The organism is Photorhabdus stackebrandtii (assembly GCF_011189495.1).
Taxonomy (GTDB): domain Bacteria; phylum Pseudomonadota; class Gammaproteobacteria; order Enterobacterales; family Enterobacteriaceae; genus Photorhabdus; species Photorhabdus khanii.
Genome location: NZ_PUJV01000001.1, coordinates 24,239 through 41,470 on the forward strand (window position 1 = coordinate 24,239; position 17,232 = coordinate 41,470).

At 39.3% G+C, this 17,232-nt stretch carries 16 protein-coding genes; 15 read left to right on the forward strand and 1 reads right to left on the reverse strand.

Features of this window, described 5'->3' with window-relative positions; all coding sequences use genetic code 11:
* Window positions 1-39 precede the first annotated feature (39 nt).
* From rnr to C5470_RS00175, 13 genes are all read left to right on the forward strand, one after another.
* Window positions 40-2,478, forward strand: coding sequence for a ribonuclease R (gene rnr / locus C5470_RS00115; protein ID WP_166285360.1), 2,439 nt, complete (start codon window positions 40-42; stop codon window positions 2,476-2,478).
* 118 nt (window positions 2,479-2,596) lie between these two features.
* Entirely contained in the window at window positions 2,597-3,334 is a 738-nt protein-coding gene (gene rlmB / locus C5470_RS00120) for a 23S rRNA (guanosine(2251)-2'-O)-methyltransferase RlmB (protein ID WP_036844352.1), read from the forward strand.
* Window positions 3,335-3,490: 156 nt separating this feature from the next.
* Entirely contained in the window at window positions 3,491-3,886 is a 396-nt protein-coding gene (gene rpsF / locus C5470_RS00125) for a 30S ribosomal protein S6 (protein WP_036844111.1), read from the forward strand.
* Window positions 3,887-3,891: 5 nt separating this feature from the next.
* Window positions 3,892-4,209: a primosomal replication protein N gene (priB, locus tag C5470_RS00130; RefSeq protein ID WP_021322928.1), complete on the forward strand. Its 318-nt coding sequence runs from the start codon at window positions 3,892-3,894 to the stop codon at window positions 4,207-4,209.
* A gap of 4 nt (window positions 4,210-4,213) precedes the next feature.
* Window positions 4,214-4,441, forward strand: a complete 228-nt coding sequence (gene rpsR / locus C5470_RS00135) for a 30S ribosomal protein S18 (RefSeq protein ID WP_000135199.1) — start codon at window positions 4,214-4,216, stop codon at window positions 4,439-4,441.
* 38 nt (window positions 4,442-4,479) lie between these two features.
* The gene (gene rplI, locus C5470_RS00140; RefSeq protein WP_021322927.1) at window positions 4,480-4,932 is read left to right on the forward strand and encodes a 50S ribosomal protein L9; all 453 of its coding nucleotides are present in this window, start codon (window positions 4,480-4,482) and stop codon (window positions 4,930-4,932) included.
* 710 nt (window positions 4,933-5,642) lie between these two features.
* Window positions 5,643-6,671: a PLP-dependent cysteine synthase family protein gene (locus C5470_RS00145; protein ID WP_166285062.1), complete on the forward strand. Its 1,029-nt coding sequence runs from the start codon at window positions 5,643-5,645 to the stop codon at window positions 6,669-6,671.
* A 497-nt stretch (window positions 6,672-7,168) separates the two neighbouring features.
* Window positions 7,169-8,377, forward strand: a complete 1,209-nt coding sequence (locus tag C5470_RS00150; RefSeq protein ID WP_242687775.1) for a PLP-dependent cysteine synthase family protein — start codon at window positions 7,169-7,171, stop codon at window positions 8,375-8,377.
* Entirely contained in the window at window positions 8,367-9,554 is a 1,188-nt protein-coding gene (argG, locus tag C5470_RS00155) for an argininosuccinate synthase (RefSeq protein WP_166285063.1), read from the forward strand. The genes C5470_RS00150 and argG overlap by 11 nt, the downstream gene beginning before the upstream one ends.
* Entirely contained in the window at window positions 9,554-10,357 is an 804-nt protein-coding gene (locus C5470_RS00160) for a dimethylarginine dimethylaminohydrolase family protein (RefSeq protein ID WP_036844108.1), read from the forward strand. The genes argG and C5470_RS00160 overlap by 1 nt, the downstream gene beginning before the upstream one ends.
* Before the next feature lie 23 nt (window positions 10,358-10,380).
* The gene (locus tag C5470_RS00165; protein ID WP_166285064.1) at window positions 10,381-12,078 is read left to right on the forward strand and encodes a carbamoyltransferase family protein; all 1,698 of its coding nucleotides are present in this window, start codon (window positions 10,381-10,383) and stop codon (window positions 12,076-12,078) included.
* 124 nt (window positions 12,079-12,202) lie between these two features.
* Window positions 12,203-13,387: an MFS transporter gene (locus C5470_RS00170; protein ID WP_166285065.1), complete on the forward strand. Its 1,185-nt coding sequence runs from the start codon at window positions 12,203-12,205 to the stop codon at window positions 13,385-13,387.
* 13 nt (window positions 13,388-13,400) lie between these two features.
* Entirely contained in the window at window positions 13,401-14,696 is a 1,296-nt protein-coding gene (locus C5470_RS00175) for an ATP-grasp domain-containing protein (RefSeq protein WP_166285066.1), read from the forward strand.
* A 36-nt stretch (window positions 14,697-14,732) separates the two neighbouring features.
* Here the strand turns inward: C5470_RS00175 and C5470_RS00180 are convergent, their stop codons facing one another.
* Window positions 14,733-15,443, reverse strand: coding sequence for a helix-turn-helix domain-containing protein (locus tag C5470_RS00180; protein ID WP_166285067.1), 711 nt, complete (start codon window positions 15,441-15,443; stop codon window positions 14,733-14,735).
* A 270-nt stretch (window positions 15,444-15,713) separates the two neighbouring features.
* Here C5470_RS00180 and bamJ point away from each other — a divergent pair, with 270 nt between their 5' ends.
* The gene (bamJ, locus tag C5470_RS00185; protein ID WP_036844103.1) at window positions 15,714-16,334 is read left to right on the forward strand and encodes a BamJ family beta-barrel-assembly machinery protein; all 621 of its coding nucleotides are present in this window, start codon (window positions 15,714-15,716) and stop codon (window positions 16,332-16,334) included.
* A gap of 147 nt (window positions 16,335-16,481) precedes the next feature.
* Window positions 16,482-17,225: a 3'(2'),5'-bisphosphate nucleotidase CysQ gene (gene cysQ, locus C5470_RS00190; RefSeq protein WP_166285364.1), complete on the forward strand. Its 744-nt coding sequence runs from the start codon at window positions 16,482-16,484 to the stop codon at window positions 17,223-17,225.
* Window positions 17,226-17,232 lie beyond the last annotated feature (7 nt).

Here is a 17,232-nt window from a genome sequence, read left to right on the forward strand (position 1 = left end):
TGGCGCAAACAGCCTGCTGATGACAACGGAGGAACCGCCATGTCACAAGATCCTTTTTTGGAGCGCGAAGCAGAAAAATACGAATCTCCTATTCCAAGCCGCGAATACATCTTAGACATTATTTCTAAACGCACTGTACCGGTAAGTCGCCAGGAACTGGCACAAGAGCTGAATCTAGCTAACGATGAGGAGCTTGAAGCGTTACGTCGTCGTTTACGGGCGATGGAGCGTGATGGTCAACTGCTTTTCACGCGCCGTCAATGTTACGCTTTGCCGGAAAAACTGGATTTATTGAAAGGTACCGTCATTGGCCACAGAGATGGTTATGGGTTCCTGCGGGTAGAAGGCCACAAAGACGATTTTTATCTCTCTGCCGAACAGTTAAAAATGGCTATTCATGGTGATGTTGTGCTGGCACAGCCATTACCTTCCGATCGCAAAGGGCGTAGTGAAGCGCGTATTGTCCGTGTGTTGGAACCCAAGACCAGCCAGATTGTTGGCCGCTATTTTATTGATTCTGGTATGGGTTTTGTTGTGCCGGATGATAGTCGCTTGAGCTTTGATATCCTGATCCCGAAAGATGAGAATAGTGGTGCCCGCATGGGGAGTGTCGTTGTCGTTGAGTTGACTACACGCCCAGCGCGTCGTACAAAAGCTGTCGGTAAAATAGTTGAAGTGTTGGGTGAAAAGATGGGAACGAACATGGCAGTGGAAATTGCCCTGCGTACTCATGAAATTCCACATAGTTGGCTGCCGCAGGTGGAAAACCAAGTGGCCTCTCTGGATGAACAGGTGCCGGAATCTGCGAAAAAAGACCGCGTTGATCTACGAGATTTGCCATTAGTGACAATCGATGGTGAAGATGCCCGTGACTTTGATGATGCCGTATATTGTGAAAGAAAGCGAAGCGGCGGCTGGCGTTTATGGGTTGCTATTGCTGATGTCAGTTATTATGTCCGCCCACAAACGGCATTGGATACAGAAGCACGTAACCGAAGTAACTCAGTTTACTTTCCATCTCAGGTTGTTCCCATGTTGCCTGAAGTGCTTTCCAATGGCCTCTGTTCTCTGAATCCGCAGGTTGACCGCCTTTGTATGGTGTGTGAGATGACGGTTTCAGAGCAGGGAAAATTGTCATCCTATAAATTTTACGAAGCCGTCATGAATTCTCACGCCCGCCTGACCTATACCAAAGTATGGCGTATGTTGCAGGGTGATGAAGAGCTGTGTGAGTACTATAAACCGCTGGTGCAGCATATTGAGCATTTACATGAGCTTTATCAAGTGTTAGAAAATGCCCGTGAACAGCGTGGTGCAATCTCCTTTGAGTCAGAGGAGGCGAAGTTTATCTTTAACGCTGAACGTCGCATTGAACGAATTGAGCCGGTTGCCCGCAATGATGCTCATAAACTGATTGAAGAGTGCATGATTCTGGCGAATATTGCGGCTGCGCGTTTCGTGGAAAAAAACAGCGAACCGGTGCTTTACCGCATTCATGATAGGCCAAGAGAAGAAAGCATTGTTAATCTGCGCTCTGTTTTTAGCGAATTGGGGTTGACGCTGCCGGGTGGCATGAAGCCGACACCAAAGGATTATGCGCAACTGATGCAGCAAGTGGCTGAACGCCCGGATCGTGAGTTATTGCAAACCATGTTGCTGCGTTCAATGAAACAGGCAATTTATGACCCGGAAAACCGAGGTCACTTTGGTCTTTCACTAAGTTCTTATGCACACTTTACCTCACCTATCCGCCGTTATCCTGATTTAGTGCTGCATCGAGCGATTAAATATCTGCTGGCCACACAGCAAGGTGTTGTTGAGCAATGTGGGACACCGACTGGTGGGTGGCACTGCGATATGGCGCATATGTTGCAACTGGGCCAACATTGCTCTATGGCAGAGCGTCGTGCAGATGAGGCAACGAGAGACGTCGCCGATTGGCTTAAGTGTGACTTTATGCAGGATCAGGTGGGCAATACCTTTACCGGGATTATCACTAGTGTGACTGGTTTCGGCTTCTTTGTTCGTCTGAATGATCTGTTTATTGATGGTCTGGTACATGTTTCCACACTGAATAATGATTATTATCATTTCGATAATGTTGGTCAGCGTTTAATTGGTGAGTTTTCTGGTAAAACTTTCCGGTTGGGAGATGAAGTTGAAATCCGTGTGGAAGCTGTCCATATGGATGAGCGTAACATTGATTTTAAACTGCTCTCCGTTAGCCGGGAAGCCCGAAATGTGGGTAAGACAGCGCGTGACAGGGCGAAAAAAGCAGAACCTGGCCGTAGTAACAGTAAGAAAGGGCGTAGTCGTAGCAAAGAGGCTAACTTTGAGCCCGATGGTGCTTTCCGTAAAAAGAAATCTGTGGATAAGCCTAAAGGAGATAAGAAAAAGGGTAAGAACCTTTCAGCCAAGACACAGAAAATTGCCGCTAAATTCAAAGCTAAACGGGCTAAGAAAAGCGCAGATAAATAATCAAAGGGCTATCCTGTTTCTTCAGGATAGCCTGAATATTTTAGTCTCTTGAATACATTGAGCTTGATGGATGGGTTCAGGGATGTCAGTGCTGTATGACAGTGAAAATAAGAAGATTATGAGTGAAATTATCTACGGTATTCATGCCGTTAAAGCTTTACTGGAGCGAGATCCTCAGCGTTTTATGGAAGTTTATGTACTGAAAGGGCGCGAAGACCGCCGTCTGACACCGCTGATTAATGAGCTGGAAAGTTTCGGCATGGCGATCCAATTAGCAAATCGTCAGTGGCTGGATAATCAAACGGAAGGTGCTGTGCATCAGGGGATTATTGCTAAAGTAAAACCAGGGCGTCAGTATCAGGAAAACGACCTGCCAGATTTACTGGCGCAAATGGAAACCCCTTTTTTGCTAGTGCTTGATGGTGTGACAGATCCACATAATCTGGGGGCTTGCCTGCGCAGTGCAGATGCAGCAGGTGTACATGCTGTTATTGTGCCCCGTGACCGTTCTGCCCAGCTTAATGCCACTGCGAAGAAAGTTGCATGTGGAGCCGCGGAGAGCGTACCGCTTGTTCGTGTCACCAACCTTGCCCGTACTTTGCGTTTGTTACAGGAACACAATATTTGGGTGGTGGGTACAGCAGGAGAAGCCGATCATACGCTACATCAGAGCAAACTAACCGGCCCTATGGCGCTGGTGATGGGGGCTGAAGGGGAAGGTATGCGTCGTCTGACCCGCGAACATTGTGATGAATTGATTAGTATTCCAATGATGGGTTCGGTCTCATCCCTGAACGTGTCTGTTGCAACGGGTATTTGCCTGTTTGAAGCAGTGCGTCAGCGGAGTTCGCAGTAACCCATAACATAAAACGTTACCCGCTCCTTGAGTTTTTTATGTGAGGCGGGTATAGTTACGCGTCAATTTTTCAGCCGCACTTAAACAAGTTCCTTGCCTCCACGGGCCGCGGTTGACCCTGACAGGAGGCTGAATAATCCGTAAGGAGCAATTCTAATGCGTCATTACGAAATCGTTTTTATGGTCCATCCTGACCAAAGCGAACAGGTTCCGGGCATGATCGAGCGTTACAGTGCGACTATCACTAACGCGCAAGGTCAGATTCACCGTCTGGAAGACTGGGGCCGCCGTCAACTGGCTTATCCAATCAACAAACTGCACAAAGCTCATTACGTTCTGCTGAACGTTGAAGCGCCGCAGGAAGCGATTGATGAGCTGGAAACTAACTTCCGCTTCAACGATGCCGTTATCCGCAGCATGATTATGCGCGTTAAGCACGCGGTAACTGAAGCATCTCCAATGGTTAAAGCCAAAGATGAGCGTCGCAGCCGCGATTACTCTATGGAAGACGCCGGTGTTGATGCTGAAGAAGCTGGGGATTCTGAAGAGTAATAACTGTGACAACTAATCGTTTGGTGCTTTCTGGCACAGTGTGCAAAGCCCCCATTCGAAAAGTCAGTCCTGCCGGCATTCCTCATTGCCAGTTCGTGCTTGAGCATCGCTCACAGCAGCAGGAAGCCGGTTTGAGCAGGCAAGCATGGTGCAGAATGCCCGTTATTGCCAGCGGACAATTGTTACAAGTTTTAACTCACAGTATAACGGTCGGCAGTCGATTAACCGTTTCAGGATTCATTAGTTGCCATCAAGGTCGCAATGGTCTTAACAAACTGGTTCTTCATGCCGAGCAGATTGAATTGATAGATTCTGGAGACTAGCCAAATGGCACGTTATTTCCGTCGTCGCAAGTTCTGCCGTTTCACCGCGGAAGGCGTTCAAGAGATTGATTATAAAGACATCGCTACGCTGAAAAACTACATCACCGAGAGCGGTAAAATTGTACCAAGCCGTATTACTGGCACCCGTGCAAAATACCAGCGTCAGCTCGCTCGTGCTATCAAGCGCGCGCGCTACCTGTCTTTGTTGCCTTACACTGATCGTCATCAGTAATCGGCACAGTCCATTAACGACTCTGAGAGGATAAGGTAATGCAAATTATTCTGCTTGATAAAGTAGCAAACTTGGGTAGCCTGGGTGATCAAGTTAACGTTAAACCGGGTTATGCCCGTAACTACTTAGTACCACAGGGCAAAGCTGTTCCTGCGACTAAGAAAAACATCGAATTCTTCGAAGCTCGCCGCGCTGAACTGGAAGCTAAATTGGCTGATGTTCTGGCAGCAGCGCAAGCTCGTGCTGAGAAAATCAGCGCACTGGGTTCCGTTACTATCGCTTCTAAAGCGGGTGACGAAGGTAAACTGTTCGGTTCTATCGGTACTCGTGATATTGCTGATGCAGTGACTGCCGCAGGTGTTGAAGTATCTAAAAGTGAAGTTCGTTTGCCTAACGGCGTTCTGCGTACTACTGGTGAACATGAAGTTAACTTCCAGGTACATAGCGACGTATTCGCAAAATTGAACGTTAACATTGTAGCTGAAGCTTAATTTCTGATTAACTGATGCGAACAAGTAAAAAACGCTGGCAATGCCAGCGTTTTTTATTGTTTTAACTCACTATTACCCCGTTAGTCTATAAAATTGGATAATTTATATTGAACTGGGTATTAATCTGACTTATTTTCCATTTGTTTTCTTTATGTTTAATTTATAGAAACATGGTTTTTCTTGCATATTTTCCTATAATTTTATCTCTTGGCTTGTTTTTATTATCTAATAATGCGGCTTGCTAATTCTAATGTAATTGGCGATCTTTTATTAGATAATCTAACATCTTTTCTCATAAATTTGATTAATTACAGATATTATTATTTCATAATAATTTAAAAATATATTTATAATATTCAATTTATTTCATCTGATCTTAGATAAGAATGTGAAAAAATTAATGATATGTTATTTTATTGTTAGATAATATAATGAAAATTATACGAAACATTATTGATATAACTGTCAGAGTTGACAGTAGACTTTTAGGTGTAAATTTATAATTATCATTTGTACCGATTAGTCATTGAACGAGCACACAAATAGATGCAATTATCTTTATAGTAATTAAGTTATTCCCAATATTTATTTATAAGATAGATAATTTCATCAGTATATGAATAGGAAAATCAGATATAAAAGTGCTTTATTTGTTGGTAAAAACACTTCATCATCATTCACATTGATTCAAAATTAGAGATAAAATAGATATGAAGCTGGGTAAAAATATATTACAAACTATAGGTAATACTCCAGTAGTTATGTTGGATAGTAGACATACGAAAGGTATTAATATTTTTCTTAAGATGGAGAATGTTAACCCTGGTGGAAGTATTAAAGACCGCATTGCAGTTGCTATGTTGGAAAGTGCGGAAGCTCAGGGAGAATTAAGATCGGGTATGGTGGTTATTGAGCCATCATCGGGTAATACTGCGATTGGTCTGGCAATGGCGTGTGCTGTTAAAGGTTACCAATTTATTGCTGTTTTAAACCGTATGGTACCGCCTGCGAAATGCGATAAAATAAGGGCATTTGGTGCTGAAATTATTTTTCTGCCAGAATTTGAAGCGGGAACAAATACTGCCAAGCAGCTTATCTCTTTAACCAAGGAGATTGTAAAAGCCTATCCAAATGCGTTTAGCCCCATGCAATTCGAAAATCAGGTTAACCCTAATGAACATTATCATTCTACAGGGCGTGAGCTATATGAAACCTTTGGTGATAATTTGACGGCTTGTTTTGTGACAGCAGGAAGTTGTGGAACGCTTACTGGGATTTCCCGTTATTTGAAAGAGAAAAACCCTCAAGTGCGGATTTATGGCGTTGAACCTGTTGGGTCAGCTATTTTTGGTGGTGAGCCGGGAAAATATTTGGTACAAGGTGCAGGGCTGACGTTTACACCTTCTATTTTGGATCGTAGTAATATCGATATTACTTTGAAGATCGCAGATATTGATGCATTCCGGATAGCAAGGAAATTAGCCAGAAATGAAGGTATTCTGATCGGTGGAACGGGAGGTTGTGCGGTAAGTGCAGTATTAAGTCACTTAGATGATTTTAAACCTGGAGATAATATTGTTGTTGTTATTCCTGATAGTGGAGAGCGGTATATCGACACGATGTATAATGATACTTGGTTATCTGAAAATAATTTTTCAGAATTAATTGAGGAAAGTACAATAGAAGTAAATTTAAAAGAAATTATTACGCGAATGGGGTGCACACTAAATGAATTCTGATAGTGTTTTGGGTGATTTATTTATAAATATTATTGGAAGAGATGTACTGAAAATTTTCTTTCATAAGTGGTAAAAGCCAATGTTATTTATCAGAATGGTTATTTTCTCAATTCTGCACTTTTCCGGCCTACAATTGTTGGCGATTAATCTCTGATTACTTGTTTTAACTCACAATTATCTTGTTAATCTATAGCATTTTTTCTGGTAATTTATTATTAAACTGAATGTTAATACAACCTGTTTTCTTATAAATCTAATTAATTACGTGCGTTATTATTTTATAATCATAATTATTGTATTTGTAATAGTTATTTTTTTTCTTGATTTTATATAAAGATGTTGAAAGTTAATGATATATATTCTTATTATTAAATAATAATATCAAAAGTTTATATGGAGTTTTATTTATATAACTGTCAGAGTTGACAGTAGACTTTCAGGTGTAAATTTATAATTATCAGTTATGTTGATTAATAATTGTATGAGAACACGCACAGATGGGCTTGTTTTTAATAGGAATCAAATTATTTCTAGGAGTTATTTATAAAATAAATAATTTCATCAATAAATTAATAGATATATTAGATATAAAAGTACTTTATTTATTTGTTAACAAAAATACCTCATCATCACTGTATGTTCTTCACATTGACCAAAAAATGAGAGATAAAACGGATATGAAGCTAGGTAAAAATATATTACAAACTATAGGTAATACCCCTGTGGTTATGTTAGATGGCAAATATACTAAAGGTGTTAATGTTTTTCTTAAAATGGAGAATATTAACCCCGGTGGGAGTATTAAAGACCGTATTGCAGTCGCTATGCTAGAAAGAGCGGAAGCTCAGGGAGAATTGAGGCCAGGAATGGTGGTTATTGAACCATCATCGGGGAATACGGCGATTGGTCTGGCAATGGCGTGTGCTGTTAAAGGTTACCGATTTATTGCTGTTTTAGACCGTATGGTGCCGGTAGCGAAACGCGATAAAATCAGAGCATTTGGTGCAGAAATTATTTTTCTGCCAGAGTTTGAAGCTGGAATAGATACGGTCAAATATCGTATTGACTTAACCAAAGAGATCATAAAATCCTATCCGAATGCGTTCAGTCCCATGCAATTTGAAAATCAGGTTAATCCTGATGAGCATTATCATTCCACAGGGCGTGAGTTGTATGAAACCTTTGGCGATAATTTGACGGCTTGTTTTTCTACGGCGGGAAGTTGTGGAACCATTACTGGGATTTCTCGTTATTTGAAAGAAAAAAATCCACAAGTACGAATTTATGGTATTGAACCTGTTGGATCAATTATTTTCGGTGGTGAGCCAGGAAAATATCTGGTACAGGGAGCGGGGTTAGCATTCATACCGACTATTCTCGATCGTAGCAACATCGATTTTACGTTGAAAGTTGCAGATATTGATGCATTCCGTATGGCAAGAAAATTGGCCAGAAATGAAGGTATTCTGATTGGTGGGACGGGAGCCTGTGCGGTGAGTGCTGCATTAGATCATCTGGACGATTTTAAACCTGGAGATAACATCGTTGTCATTATTCCTGATAGTGGAGAACGTTACATCGATACGATTTATAACAATACCTGGCTATTTGAAAATAATTTCTCGGAACTTATTGAAGAAAGTACGACTGAATCTGGGTTAAAAGAAATTATCACAAGTATGGGGTGCACATTAAATGAATTCTGATAGTGTTTTGGTGATTTACTATAATCGTCGCTACAATCCTCTTATAATAAGGAGTCTTAAGTCTAAATTTAAAGAGGTTATTGCTCTTTATATTGATGAAGGACAAGTAAGAGATATTGAAGATATTGAATTGGAGTGCATGGTTGCGGGTGCTGATAAGTTTATTTATAAAGATTATCGAACTCAATATGCTGAAAATTTTCTTTCAAAAGCAATAAAAGCTAATGCTATTTATCAACATGGTTATTTTCTCAGTGCTGCACTGTCCCGGCCTGCAATTGCTGAAGCTGCCGTTGAGGTAGCCAATTCACTTAATATTAATTATATTGCACATCAATTCAGAGGTAATGATCAAGTCAGAATGGATATGAATATAGAAATTCTGGATAAAATACCTATTGCTTCGTTGCGAGATTTCAATTATGACGAAAGTATCGTAAATAATTATGCGGCTCAGTATGGTATTCCTCAAGAATTTGGTTGCAATAATCCTTATTCTACCAGTGAAAATATGTGGGGATTCAGTATCGAATGTGGTCCGTTGCAAGAACCAGAAATGTTGATTCCTGAAGATGTCAAAGAGAAATTATATGAATATGCACTCTCAGCCACTGAACCAATATTTTTGTCAGTAGGTTTTGAGAATGGTGTACCTGTATCACTGGATGGTGAAAAAAGATCATTAAATGAAATTATTGAAATATTAAATGAAATTGGTAAAAAGCTATCGATTGGCATTTTTGATATTGTTGAAGATGGCATTGTAGGTTTGAAAACGCGTGCAATTTATCAATCACCTGCTGCACACATCTTAATTACTGCTCATCGTGATTTGGAACTCTACTGTAGTAATCGTAATGAAAACTGGTTTAAAGAAATAGTTGATAAAAAATGGGCTGAACTGGTCTATTCCGGGCTTTGGTATGATCCCTTATTTACTCATTTGAACCAATTTATTGATAGTATGAATCAGCATGTCAGTGGTGAGGTCAAACTTGAATTAGGTTATAAATATGTCAATGTTTGCTCCCGTTCTTCAAAGAGCAGTATTTATGATCATAATTTGGCGATATATAATTGTGGGCATTTATATAGTCAAAATGATGCAGAGGGATTCGCAAAAATATTTAATATACATACTAATCAAAGTGTTAAATCCAGAGTGAGGAAAATGTAATGATTAAAGAGTTATTAATGTGTAAACCGGATTTTTACGATATTGAATATGTTATTAATGATTGGATGGATCCTAATAATAAAGTTAATAAAAAATTAGCACAACAGCAGTGGGACTTTCTTTATGAACGACTGATCGAACGAGGTATTAGTATTCGTACTATCGCTCCTGTTAATGGTTTGCCTGATATGACTTTTTCAGGAGATTGTGGCATGGTGCATAATAATAAATTTCTTGCCAGTAATTTCCGGCACGCTGAACGTCAGGGAGAAAGTCAATATTATATAGATTATCTGAAAGATCTGGGCTACGAGATACATCATGTTGATGAAGATATTTATTTTGAAGGGCTTGGAGATGTTATCTATTGGGATAATGATATTATCTTTGGTTATGGTCCTCGCTCAGATAAAGAAGCAATAAATACAATTCAAAAAGTATACCCTGAACTTAAAGTGAAAGGTGAACTGCATATTCAGGATAATACTTTCTTCCATGTGGCTCTGGCATTTTCATTTATTGACAAAGATACTGTTATTTATTATCCGGAAGCATTTACTAAGGAAAGTCAGGATTATATTTCTGAAACATTTGAACGAAGGATTTCGATATCAGAGTATGATGCTAAAGAGTTATTCTCTTGTAATAACATTCCAGTAGGAAAAGATATTCTAATGCATGATTGTTCTATTGAGGTTGAACGCCAATTAAATAATTATGGTTATAATGTCGTTAAGTGTGATATGGGTGAATTCTTAAAGAGTGGTGGTAGTTTACGCTGCTTGGTATTAAAAATAAATTAACCATAATGAGAGGGTAATAAGCAATGTATATATTAGGTTTAAATTCTGTTTACCATGAATCAGCTGTTTGTTTATTAAAAAATGGCGAAACTATTTTTGCCATTGAAGAAGAACGGTTAAATAGAAGGAAACATGGGAAACCAGCAAATGTCGATAATTCTGATGAACTACCATTGGCTTCAATTGAAGCTGCATTAGATTTTGCAGGCATTAAGTTGGAAGACGTGAGTCATATAGGATTTTCGATTGATCCGATAGAACGAAGAAAGTCAGTCTTTATTGATGAAGTAAAGGATGAGGGAAGTTGGGGAAGCGTATCGGGTGAGTCAGTTTTCTATCGTAAAACAACTTCAGTACCAGAAATTTTGCAGTCAATGGGATTTCGTGGTCAGTTCCATTGGGTACCTCATCATACAGCTCATGCGGCATCTGCTTATTTTGTCTCGTCATTTGATAAAGCACTAACATTATCGCTTGATGGTATCGGAGAGGATAATACCGCTGGCGTATATCTGGGCGATGGCAATAGCATTGAGAAAATTAAAACTATTGAATATCCTAATTCAATCGGGTTTATGTGGGAGAAGTTAGCGGAATTCTTGGGTTTTTCAGTATACGATGCATGTAAAGTAATGGGAATGTCTGCCTATGGAACGCCTGAAGGTTTTATGCCGGCATTCCAACAATTAGTTAAAATTCTTGAGAAAGGGGAATTTACTATCGATAACACCATTCTCAATTTCCGCGGTAAAGATTTTTCTAAATTGGAATCTTTGTTTGGCATTGAGAAAAGGGTTCCTGGTGGAGAAGTTGCACAGGAATATTATGATATTGCCGCCTCTCTTCAGGAAATAACTGATGAGATAGTTTTGAATATGGCTCGTTATCATTTACAGGAAACTGCAACGAATAAGCTCTGCCTTGCTGGTGGTGTTGCATTAAATTGTATAACAAATAAGCGGTTGTATGAAGAGTTGGATATTAAAGATATTTTTGTACAACCTGCCGCGCATGATGCGGGTACTGCTACGGGAGCCGCGTTATTTATTTGGCATCAGATTCTTGGAAATGAGCAACGCTATCCTCTGCCTCATACTTATTGGGGGCTTGGATATAGTGACGATGATTACCAGCGTAGTTTGAGAGCACATGGTCTGAATTGGACATATGAAGAAAATATTCATGAAGTCGTCGCAGGCTTGCTGGCTGAAAATAATGTGGTTGGTTGGTTCCAGGGGAGGATGGAATTTGGGCCGCGGGCACTAGGTAATCGTAGTTTGCTGGCAGACCCGAGAAATAAAGATATCCGGGATTTAATGAATCGTAAAATTAAGCATCGTGAAATGTTCAGGCCATTTGCGCCGAGTGTATTGCGTCAGCATGTCGCTGATTGGTTCCACGTTCGGAAAGAATTACCTGAAGCTGCAAAATATATGCTGTTGGCGATGGATGCTAAAGTCGATAAAGCATCACAAATTCCAGCAGTTGTTCACGCAGATGGCACTGCCAGAGTTCAGGTTGTAGATAGTGAATCAAATCCAGGTTATGCTCGGTTAATTGAGGAGTTTTATCGGAAAACAGGTGTTCCTTTGTTGCTGAATACCTCTTATAACGATAGTGAACCGATCGTTTGTTCACCTGAGGATGCTATTAAAACTTTCATGAAAACAAATATTGATTATTTAGTTTTGGGGAATTATTTGATTAAATCGATTCATTAAATTTTGCGTAGTAAAAGTCTATCCCAGTAGGCGTAATTGATGAAGTCAATTTGAGTGTTGCTCAGACTCAAGTTGATAAATAAAATAGCCTAATGGGATAGACAATAAGGTTGGGGTAATATTAATGATACACAGGATCATACTGGCTCGCTTTTTTTCCGTTTTTTCAGAGGCATTTGTTATGTTTGCTGTGCCGGTATTAGTATATACCTCAACTAATAGTGCTTCACTTTCATCTTTTGCTTTCGGGCTTGAACGGTTATTCAGAGTCATTTCACTCCCTATTTCTGGCTGGATGGGTGACAGGATGCATACATTGGTTATGTTATTCCTGAGTGATATCCTACGTTCATTGGTTTGTTTATTCCTTTTTATTGTTTCATTTATATATTCTGACAATAACATCGTATATGTCATTATTCCTCTCTCATGTGTTTTATCCTTTTTTAGTGGAGCCGGATATGTCAACCTAGAAGGTTTTGTCTCTAAAAACATTAATGCAATAGAGTTACCTTCTGTTAACTCTCGTTTGCAATTTGTTGAACAGTTTACCTATATTGCAGCACCGGCGGTTGTTGGTGTGTTGGTTTATAAATTCAGCGTTTATGCCGTATTTGCATTCGCTTTTTTTCCTTTCCTGATTAGTAGCTTCATATGGTTTCAGTTACAAAAGAAAAATCAGATTGAAGAGCATGCTAATAGAGAAGGCTATAATCTGTTTGCGATTTTTAAATTCCTGATGGGAAATCCATCGCTGCTACGGGTTATTAGCCTGACGTTTCTGATGAATGTGATGCAAGGGGCTATCTTATCAACGGCTGTTTATGTTATCACTAGTGTTTTTTCGCAACCGGAAGAGGGCTATGCCCGGCTTTTGGCTTATGCAGGGGTGGTGAACTGTTGTGTATTTTTTGTTGCTCCAAAATTATGCCGTATTTTTGATGTGCGTATCGTTGGTGTGACGGCTTTTCTTATTGCATTATGTGGTCTGACATTATTCGCTACCGGCCCGTTATTCTTTATTTATACATTGGGTTTCTTGCTGGTCATTGGTTCGGAAGGTTGTTTCAATCTTTTTTCCCGTTCTTATCGGGCAAGCCTTATTCCGAAGAAGAATTTTTCTCAGTATCTTGGTGTTGTGCTTGTTTTGAATCAGATAGCAACACCTTTAACCAGTTTCATTTGTGCTAATTTACTGAACTATTTTTCCTACAATAGTATTTATCTGATATTCTCTGTATTTGTTTTATTGATGTTCGTCATTATTAATCCTTATCGTTCGCTTAAATTTAATCTGCATAATAGTTAATAATGGAGGAAATATGGGTTCGAAAAAATACTTGTTAGTACTTGATTATCTTCCGGCAAGACTGAATGAAATCGTTAATATTCGTGATTATATTCAGTATAATTATTCCCTTGAATTAGTGATTATTAGTGACATGTTGTCCGGTGAAGAGAAAAATATCACCCCATTTGTCTATCATATACCTGTACGGACAGAAAATTATGTTGATAAAGTAATAGGTGTTCTTTCTGACCTTGATATGACATGTGCCGGTATTCTTCCTTTTATGGATGCGGTATCCGGGTATGCTGCTGTTATAGCGAAGAAATTGAATGTTTATGGTGATGATCCTGACTTAAGTTTCGCGGGTATTGAGAAATATCAGTTCCGTCAACAAGAAACTCGTATATTGCCACTGCTTGCGGCCCAACATATTAAGACCCCTCGCTACACTTTTATTAATAATATTAAAGAACTGGAAGTATTTTATGATTCTGTTCCGTATGGTGTGATTATTAAACCTAATTGTGGTCGGGCAAATTTCGGTGTAGTGGCGATTAAAGATAGGAATAAAATCCCAACGGCTTTTTCTCAATCTGTTGAGCAATCGGGTGGCAATCAAATTCTTGCAGAAGAACTTATTACTTTCGATACAGAATATTCGTACGATGGTATTGGTTGTATGGCTTTTTTAACGCAAAAAGTCTCTCAGAAAGGTGAATATCCTGTTGAAATAGGGCAAATAGTTCCCGCGCAATGTGATGGAAGAAATGCTATTGCATTACATAAAGCAGGGCAAGCAATTAACCTGATTTCAGGGCAGACTCTCGGCGCATTCCATAATGAGATTAAGCAAAATAGTAAAACGGGAGAAACTTTTCTGGTTGAAACTAACCGTAGACCAGCAGGTATGCGTATTTGGGATATGGCTAATCGGGTATATGGTATAAGTTTGCAGGAAATTTGGGTTGATCATTTAGTTAAAGGATTTAGTGATCGAATGATATTACCCGAAGCGAAGGGGAGAGCATTTTTGATTAATTTGCTAGCGGGCAAAGATGGGAAAATAAATGATAAGTTTAGTAAAACAGAAGTAAATAGATTATTGTTAGCATCTATTGGTAATATCCTGAGAAAATTACATTATGAAATTATTTCAATAAAAATTAATTTAGACATAAATTTACCGGTCTATGAAACACCTAAGAGTAATAATGATTTCTGTGGTTATGTTTGTGTGCATGTTAATGATGAACATATCAAATGTGAATCCCTGATGAATGAAATTAATGATGCTTGGAGAGATATTTTGGGAAATTATATTTTATAGTTTTATATAATTAGAGCCTCATTGTGGCTCTAATTGTTATATGATCAGATTATATGCTATTGCTTTAGCAACAGCAGCGACTTTATTGGGAACAACTAATTTCTCCATAACATTATTGATATGGAAATTGACTGTTCTTGTTGAAATTTCCAGTATATTGGCTATTTCAGCGGAGGTTTTTCCTTCACAAGTCCATCTTATTACTTCGACTTCTCTCGTGGATAGTGTTGGAACAATTATTTTATCCTTTTTATTTTTTAGTTTATTGAATGTCTCCACGCATTCATTTGCCAATATGCCTAACATGCCTGCTTTATTAAGTATCTCATTGTGAGAAATGGCGCCTTCTTTTCTGGCGACTGAAAAAATTGATCTTTCTCCATGAGAGCCTTTGATTTTAATTGAAAGACTATTTTTAACTTCGTCTATATTTGATTTTTCAATCATAAAATCAGTATCTTTTGATATTTTTTCATTGCAAATTGAAGGGATAGAAAAAGTATAATCACCATTCATTAATTGATCACTGTCGTGATTATTATTTTGATTATAATTGTTTGCTGTTTCTATATTTAAATTGGTTATTAGAACATATTTCTTTGTTGTGAATGGATATTTTTCTTCCTGATAAATTGAGTAAAATTCAAAACCCAGATAATTTATCGCGTTTAACAATTTCCTTTCTAATTCTAGCATGGTTTTGGATTTTTGAATTTCTGATAAAATCTCATTAAATGATGTATTCATAAGATTTTCCTCATTATATAATATTAAATGTAAAATTAATTCTATATCAATAGTATTTTATTCATATAATCAATTGGAAGTAAAAATTTTTTAAAAGAATTTATTCATATTATAACCTTTAAGAAATAAATATGCCACTTAGAGTTATACCGATTATCGAGTCTTATATATTTCGGCGAGACGTATCCTCCTGTGAATATCTTCGGTTTACCCTGCTACATAGCACTGTTATGCTTGCAGTCCTAATTTAATTTGATCACAGGTATTTTCATGGCAAAACTTTCTTTTGACTCTATCGAAGCACAAGCAAGTTATGGGGTTGGCTTACAAGTCGGTCAGCAATTACTGGAATCTGGTCTGCAAGGTTTGGAGCCTGAAGCTTTGCTGGCAGGGTTATGTGATGCGCTGGAAAGTCGTTCTCCAGCGGTGCCGGTTGATATACTGCATCGTGCTTTACGTGAGATGCATGAGCGTGCAGACGGTGTGCGTCGTGAACGCCAGCAGGCTATGGCAGAAGAGGGTCAGAAGTTTCTGGCAGAAAACGCCCAGCGCGATGGTATCAGTACGACAGAATCTGGTTTACAGTTCTCAGTACTAAAACAGGGTGATGGAGCAATTCCGTCCCGTACTGACCGGGTGAGTGTTCATTATACAGGTCGCCTGATTGATGGCACTGTGTTTGACAGTTCAGTAGAACGTGGTGAACCTGCCGAATTCCCAGTGAATGGTGTGATTGCCGGATGGATCGAAGCATTAACCCTGATGCCTGTCGGTTCTAAATGGGAACTTTATATCCCATATGATTTGGCTTATGGTGAGCGTGGTGCCGGCGCATCGATTCCTCCATATAGCGCACTGATTTTTGAAGTGGAATTACTGGATATTCTATAATTTTATCCAGAAATATGATTAAAAATAGCCGGTATATCCGGCTGTTTTTGTTTTGGTGATGGCAATAAAATTCTTACAATTCCGGCAGAAGATCGATTGATAATATAGTCTAAAATGATAACAGATAACTAACCGTAGAGGTGTATGATGCTAGAACAAGTCTGCCAACTGGCCCGGGAAGCTGGCGCAGCTATTATGACGATTTATCAGGATGAGCATCCCCTGAAAGTTGATCATAAACAGGATGATTCACCGATTACTATTGCTGATATTGCGGCTCATAAGATCATTAAAGCCGGATTATCCCGTATCGCACCGGAAATCCCATTATTGTCGGAAGAAGAGCCCCCAGCTTGGGAGGAGAGGCGTGATTGGAAGCGCTATTGGTTAGTTGATCCTTTAGATGGAACTAAGGAGTTTATTAATCGTAACGGTGAATTTACGGTTAATATCGCTCTGATTGATGGGGGAATTCCTGTGATGGGGGTGGTGTACGCTCCTGCGCAGGATACGCTTTATTTTGGGCAAGGACGACAGGCATGGAAAAAAACCTGTGGTGGTCAATGTTTGCCGATTAAAATTCGTGATGCTAATCCCCCAATGGTGGTAGTCAGCCGCTCTCATATGGATACAGAATTGGAGGATTATCTCAATCAGTTAGGTGAACATCAGACGGTTTCTGTGGGTTCTTCATTAAAGTTCTGCCTGGTGGCCGAAGGAAAGGCGCAACTTTATCCCCGTTTTGGACCAACTAATATCTGGGATACCGCAGCAGGCCATGCTGTGGCAATTGCGGCCGGTGCTCATGTAACAAACTGGAAAGGCCAGACTCTGGATTATACGCCTCGTGAATCATTCCTGAATCCGGGATTTAGAGTAACAATTTTTTAGTAAATGA

Excerpts from the sequence above, each read along its gene's own strand:
- rnr (WP_166285360.1), top strand. The coding sequence starts at position 40 with ATGTCACAAGATCCTTTTTTGGAGCGCGAAGCAGAAAAATACGAATCT.
- rlmB (WP_036844352.1), top strand. The coding sequence starts at position 2,597 with ATGAGTGAAATTATCTACGGTATTCATGCCGTTAAAGCTTTACTGGAG.
- rpsF (WP_036844111.1), top strand. The coding sequence starts at position 3,491 with ATGCGTCATTACGAAATCGTTTTTATGGTCCATCCTGACCAAAGCGAA.
- rpsR (WP_000135199.1), top strand. The coding sequence starts at position 4,214 with ATGGCACGTTATTTCCGTCGTCGCAAGTTCTGCCGTTTCACCGCGGAA.
- rplI (WP_021322927.1), top strand. The coding sequence starts at position 4,480 with ATGCAAATTATTCTGCTTGATAAAGTAGCAAACTTGGGTAGCCTGGGT.
- C5470_RS00145 (WP_166285062.1), top strand. The coding sequence starts at position 5,643 with ATGAAGCTGGGTAAAAATATATTACAAACTATAGGTAATACTCCAGTA.
- C5470_RS00150 (WP_242687775.1), top strand. The coding sequence starts at position 7,169 with ATGGGCTTGTTTTTAATAGGAATCAAATTATTTCTAGGAGTTATTTAT.
- argG (WP_166285063.1), top strand. The coding sequence starts at position 8,367 with ATGAATTCTGATAGTGTTTTGGTGATTTACTATAATCGTCGCTACAAT.
- C5470_RS00160 (WP_036844108.1), top strand. The coding sequence starts at position 9,554 with ATGATTAAAGAGTTATTAATGTGTAAACCGGATTTTTACGATATTGAA.
- C5470_RS00165 (WP_166285064.1), top strand. The coding sequence starts at position 10,381 with ATGTATATATTAGGTTTAAATTCTGTTTACCATGAATCAGCTGTTTGT.
- C5470_RS00170 (WP_166285065.1), top strand. The coding sequence starts at position 12,203 with ATGATACACAGGATCATACTGGCTCGCTTTTTTTCCGTTTTTTCAGAG.
- C5470_RS00175 (WP_166285066.1), top strand. The coding sequence starts at position 13,401 with ATGGGTTCGAAAAAATACTTGTTAGTACTTGATTATCTTCCGGCAAGA.
- C5470_RS00180 (WP_166285067.1), bottom strand. The coding sequence starts at position 15,443 with ATGAATACATCATTTAATGAGATTTTATCAGAAATTCAAAAATCCAAA.
- bamJ (WP_036844103.1), top strand. The coding sequence starts at position 15,714 with ATGGCAAAACTTTCTTTTGACTCTATCGAAGCACAAGCAAGTTATGGG.
- cysQ (WP_166285364.1), top strand. The coding sequence starts at position 16,482 with ATGCTAGAACAAGTCTGCCAACTGGCCCGGGAAGCTGGCGCAGCTATT.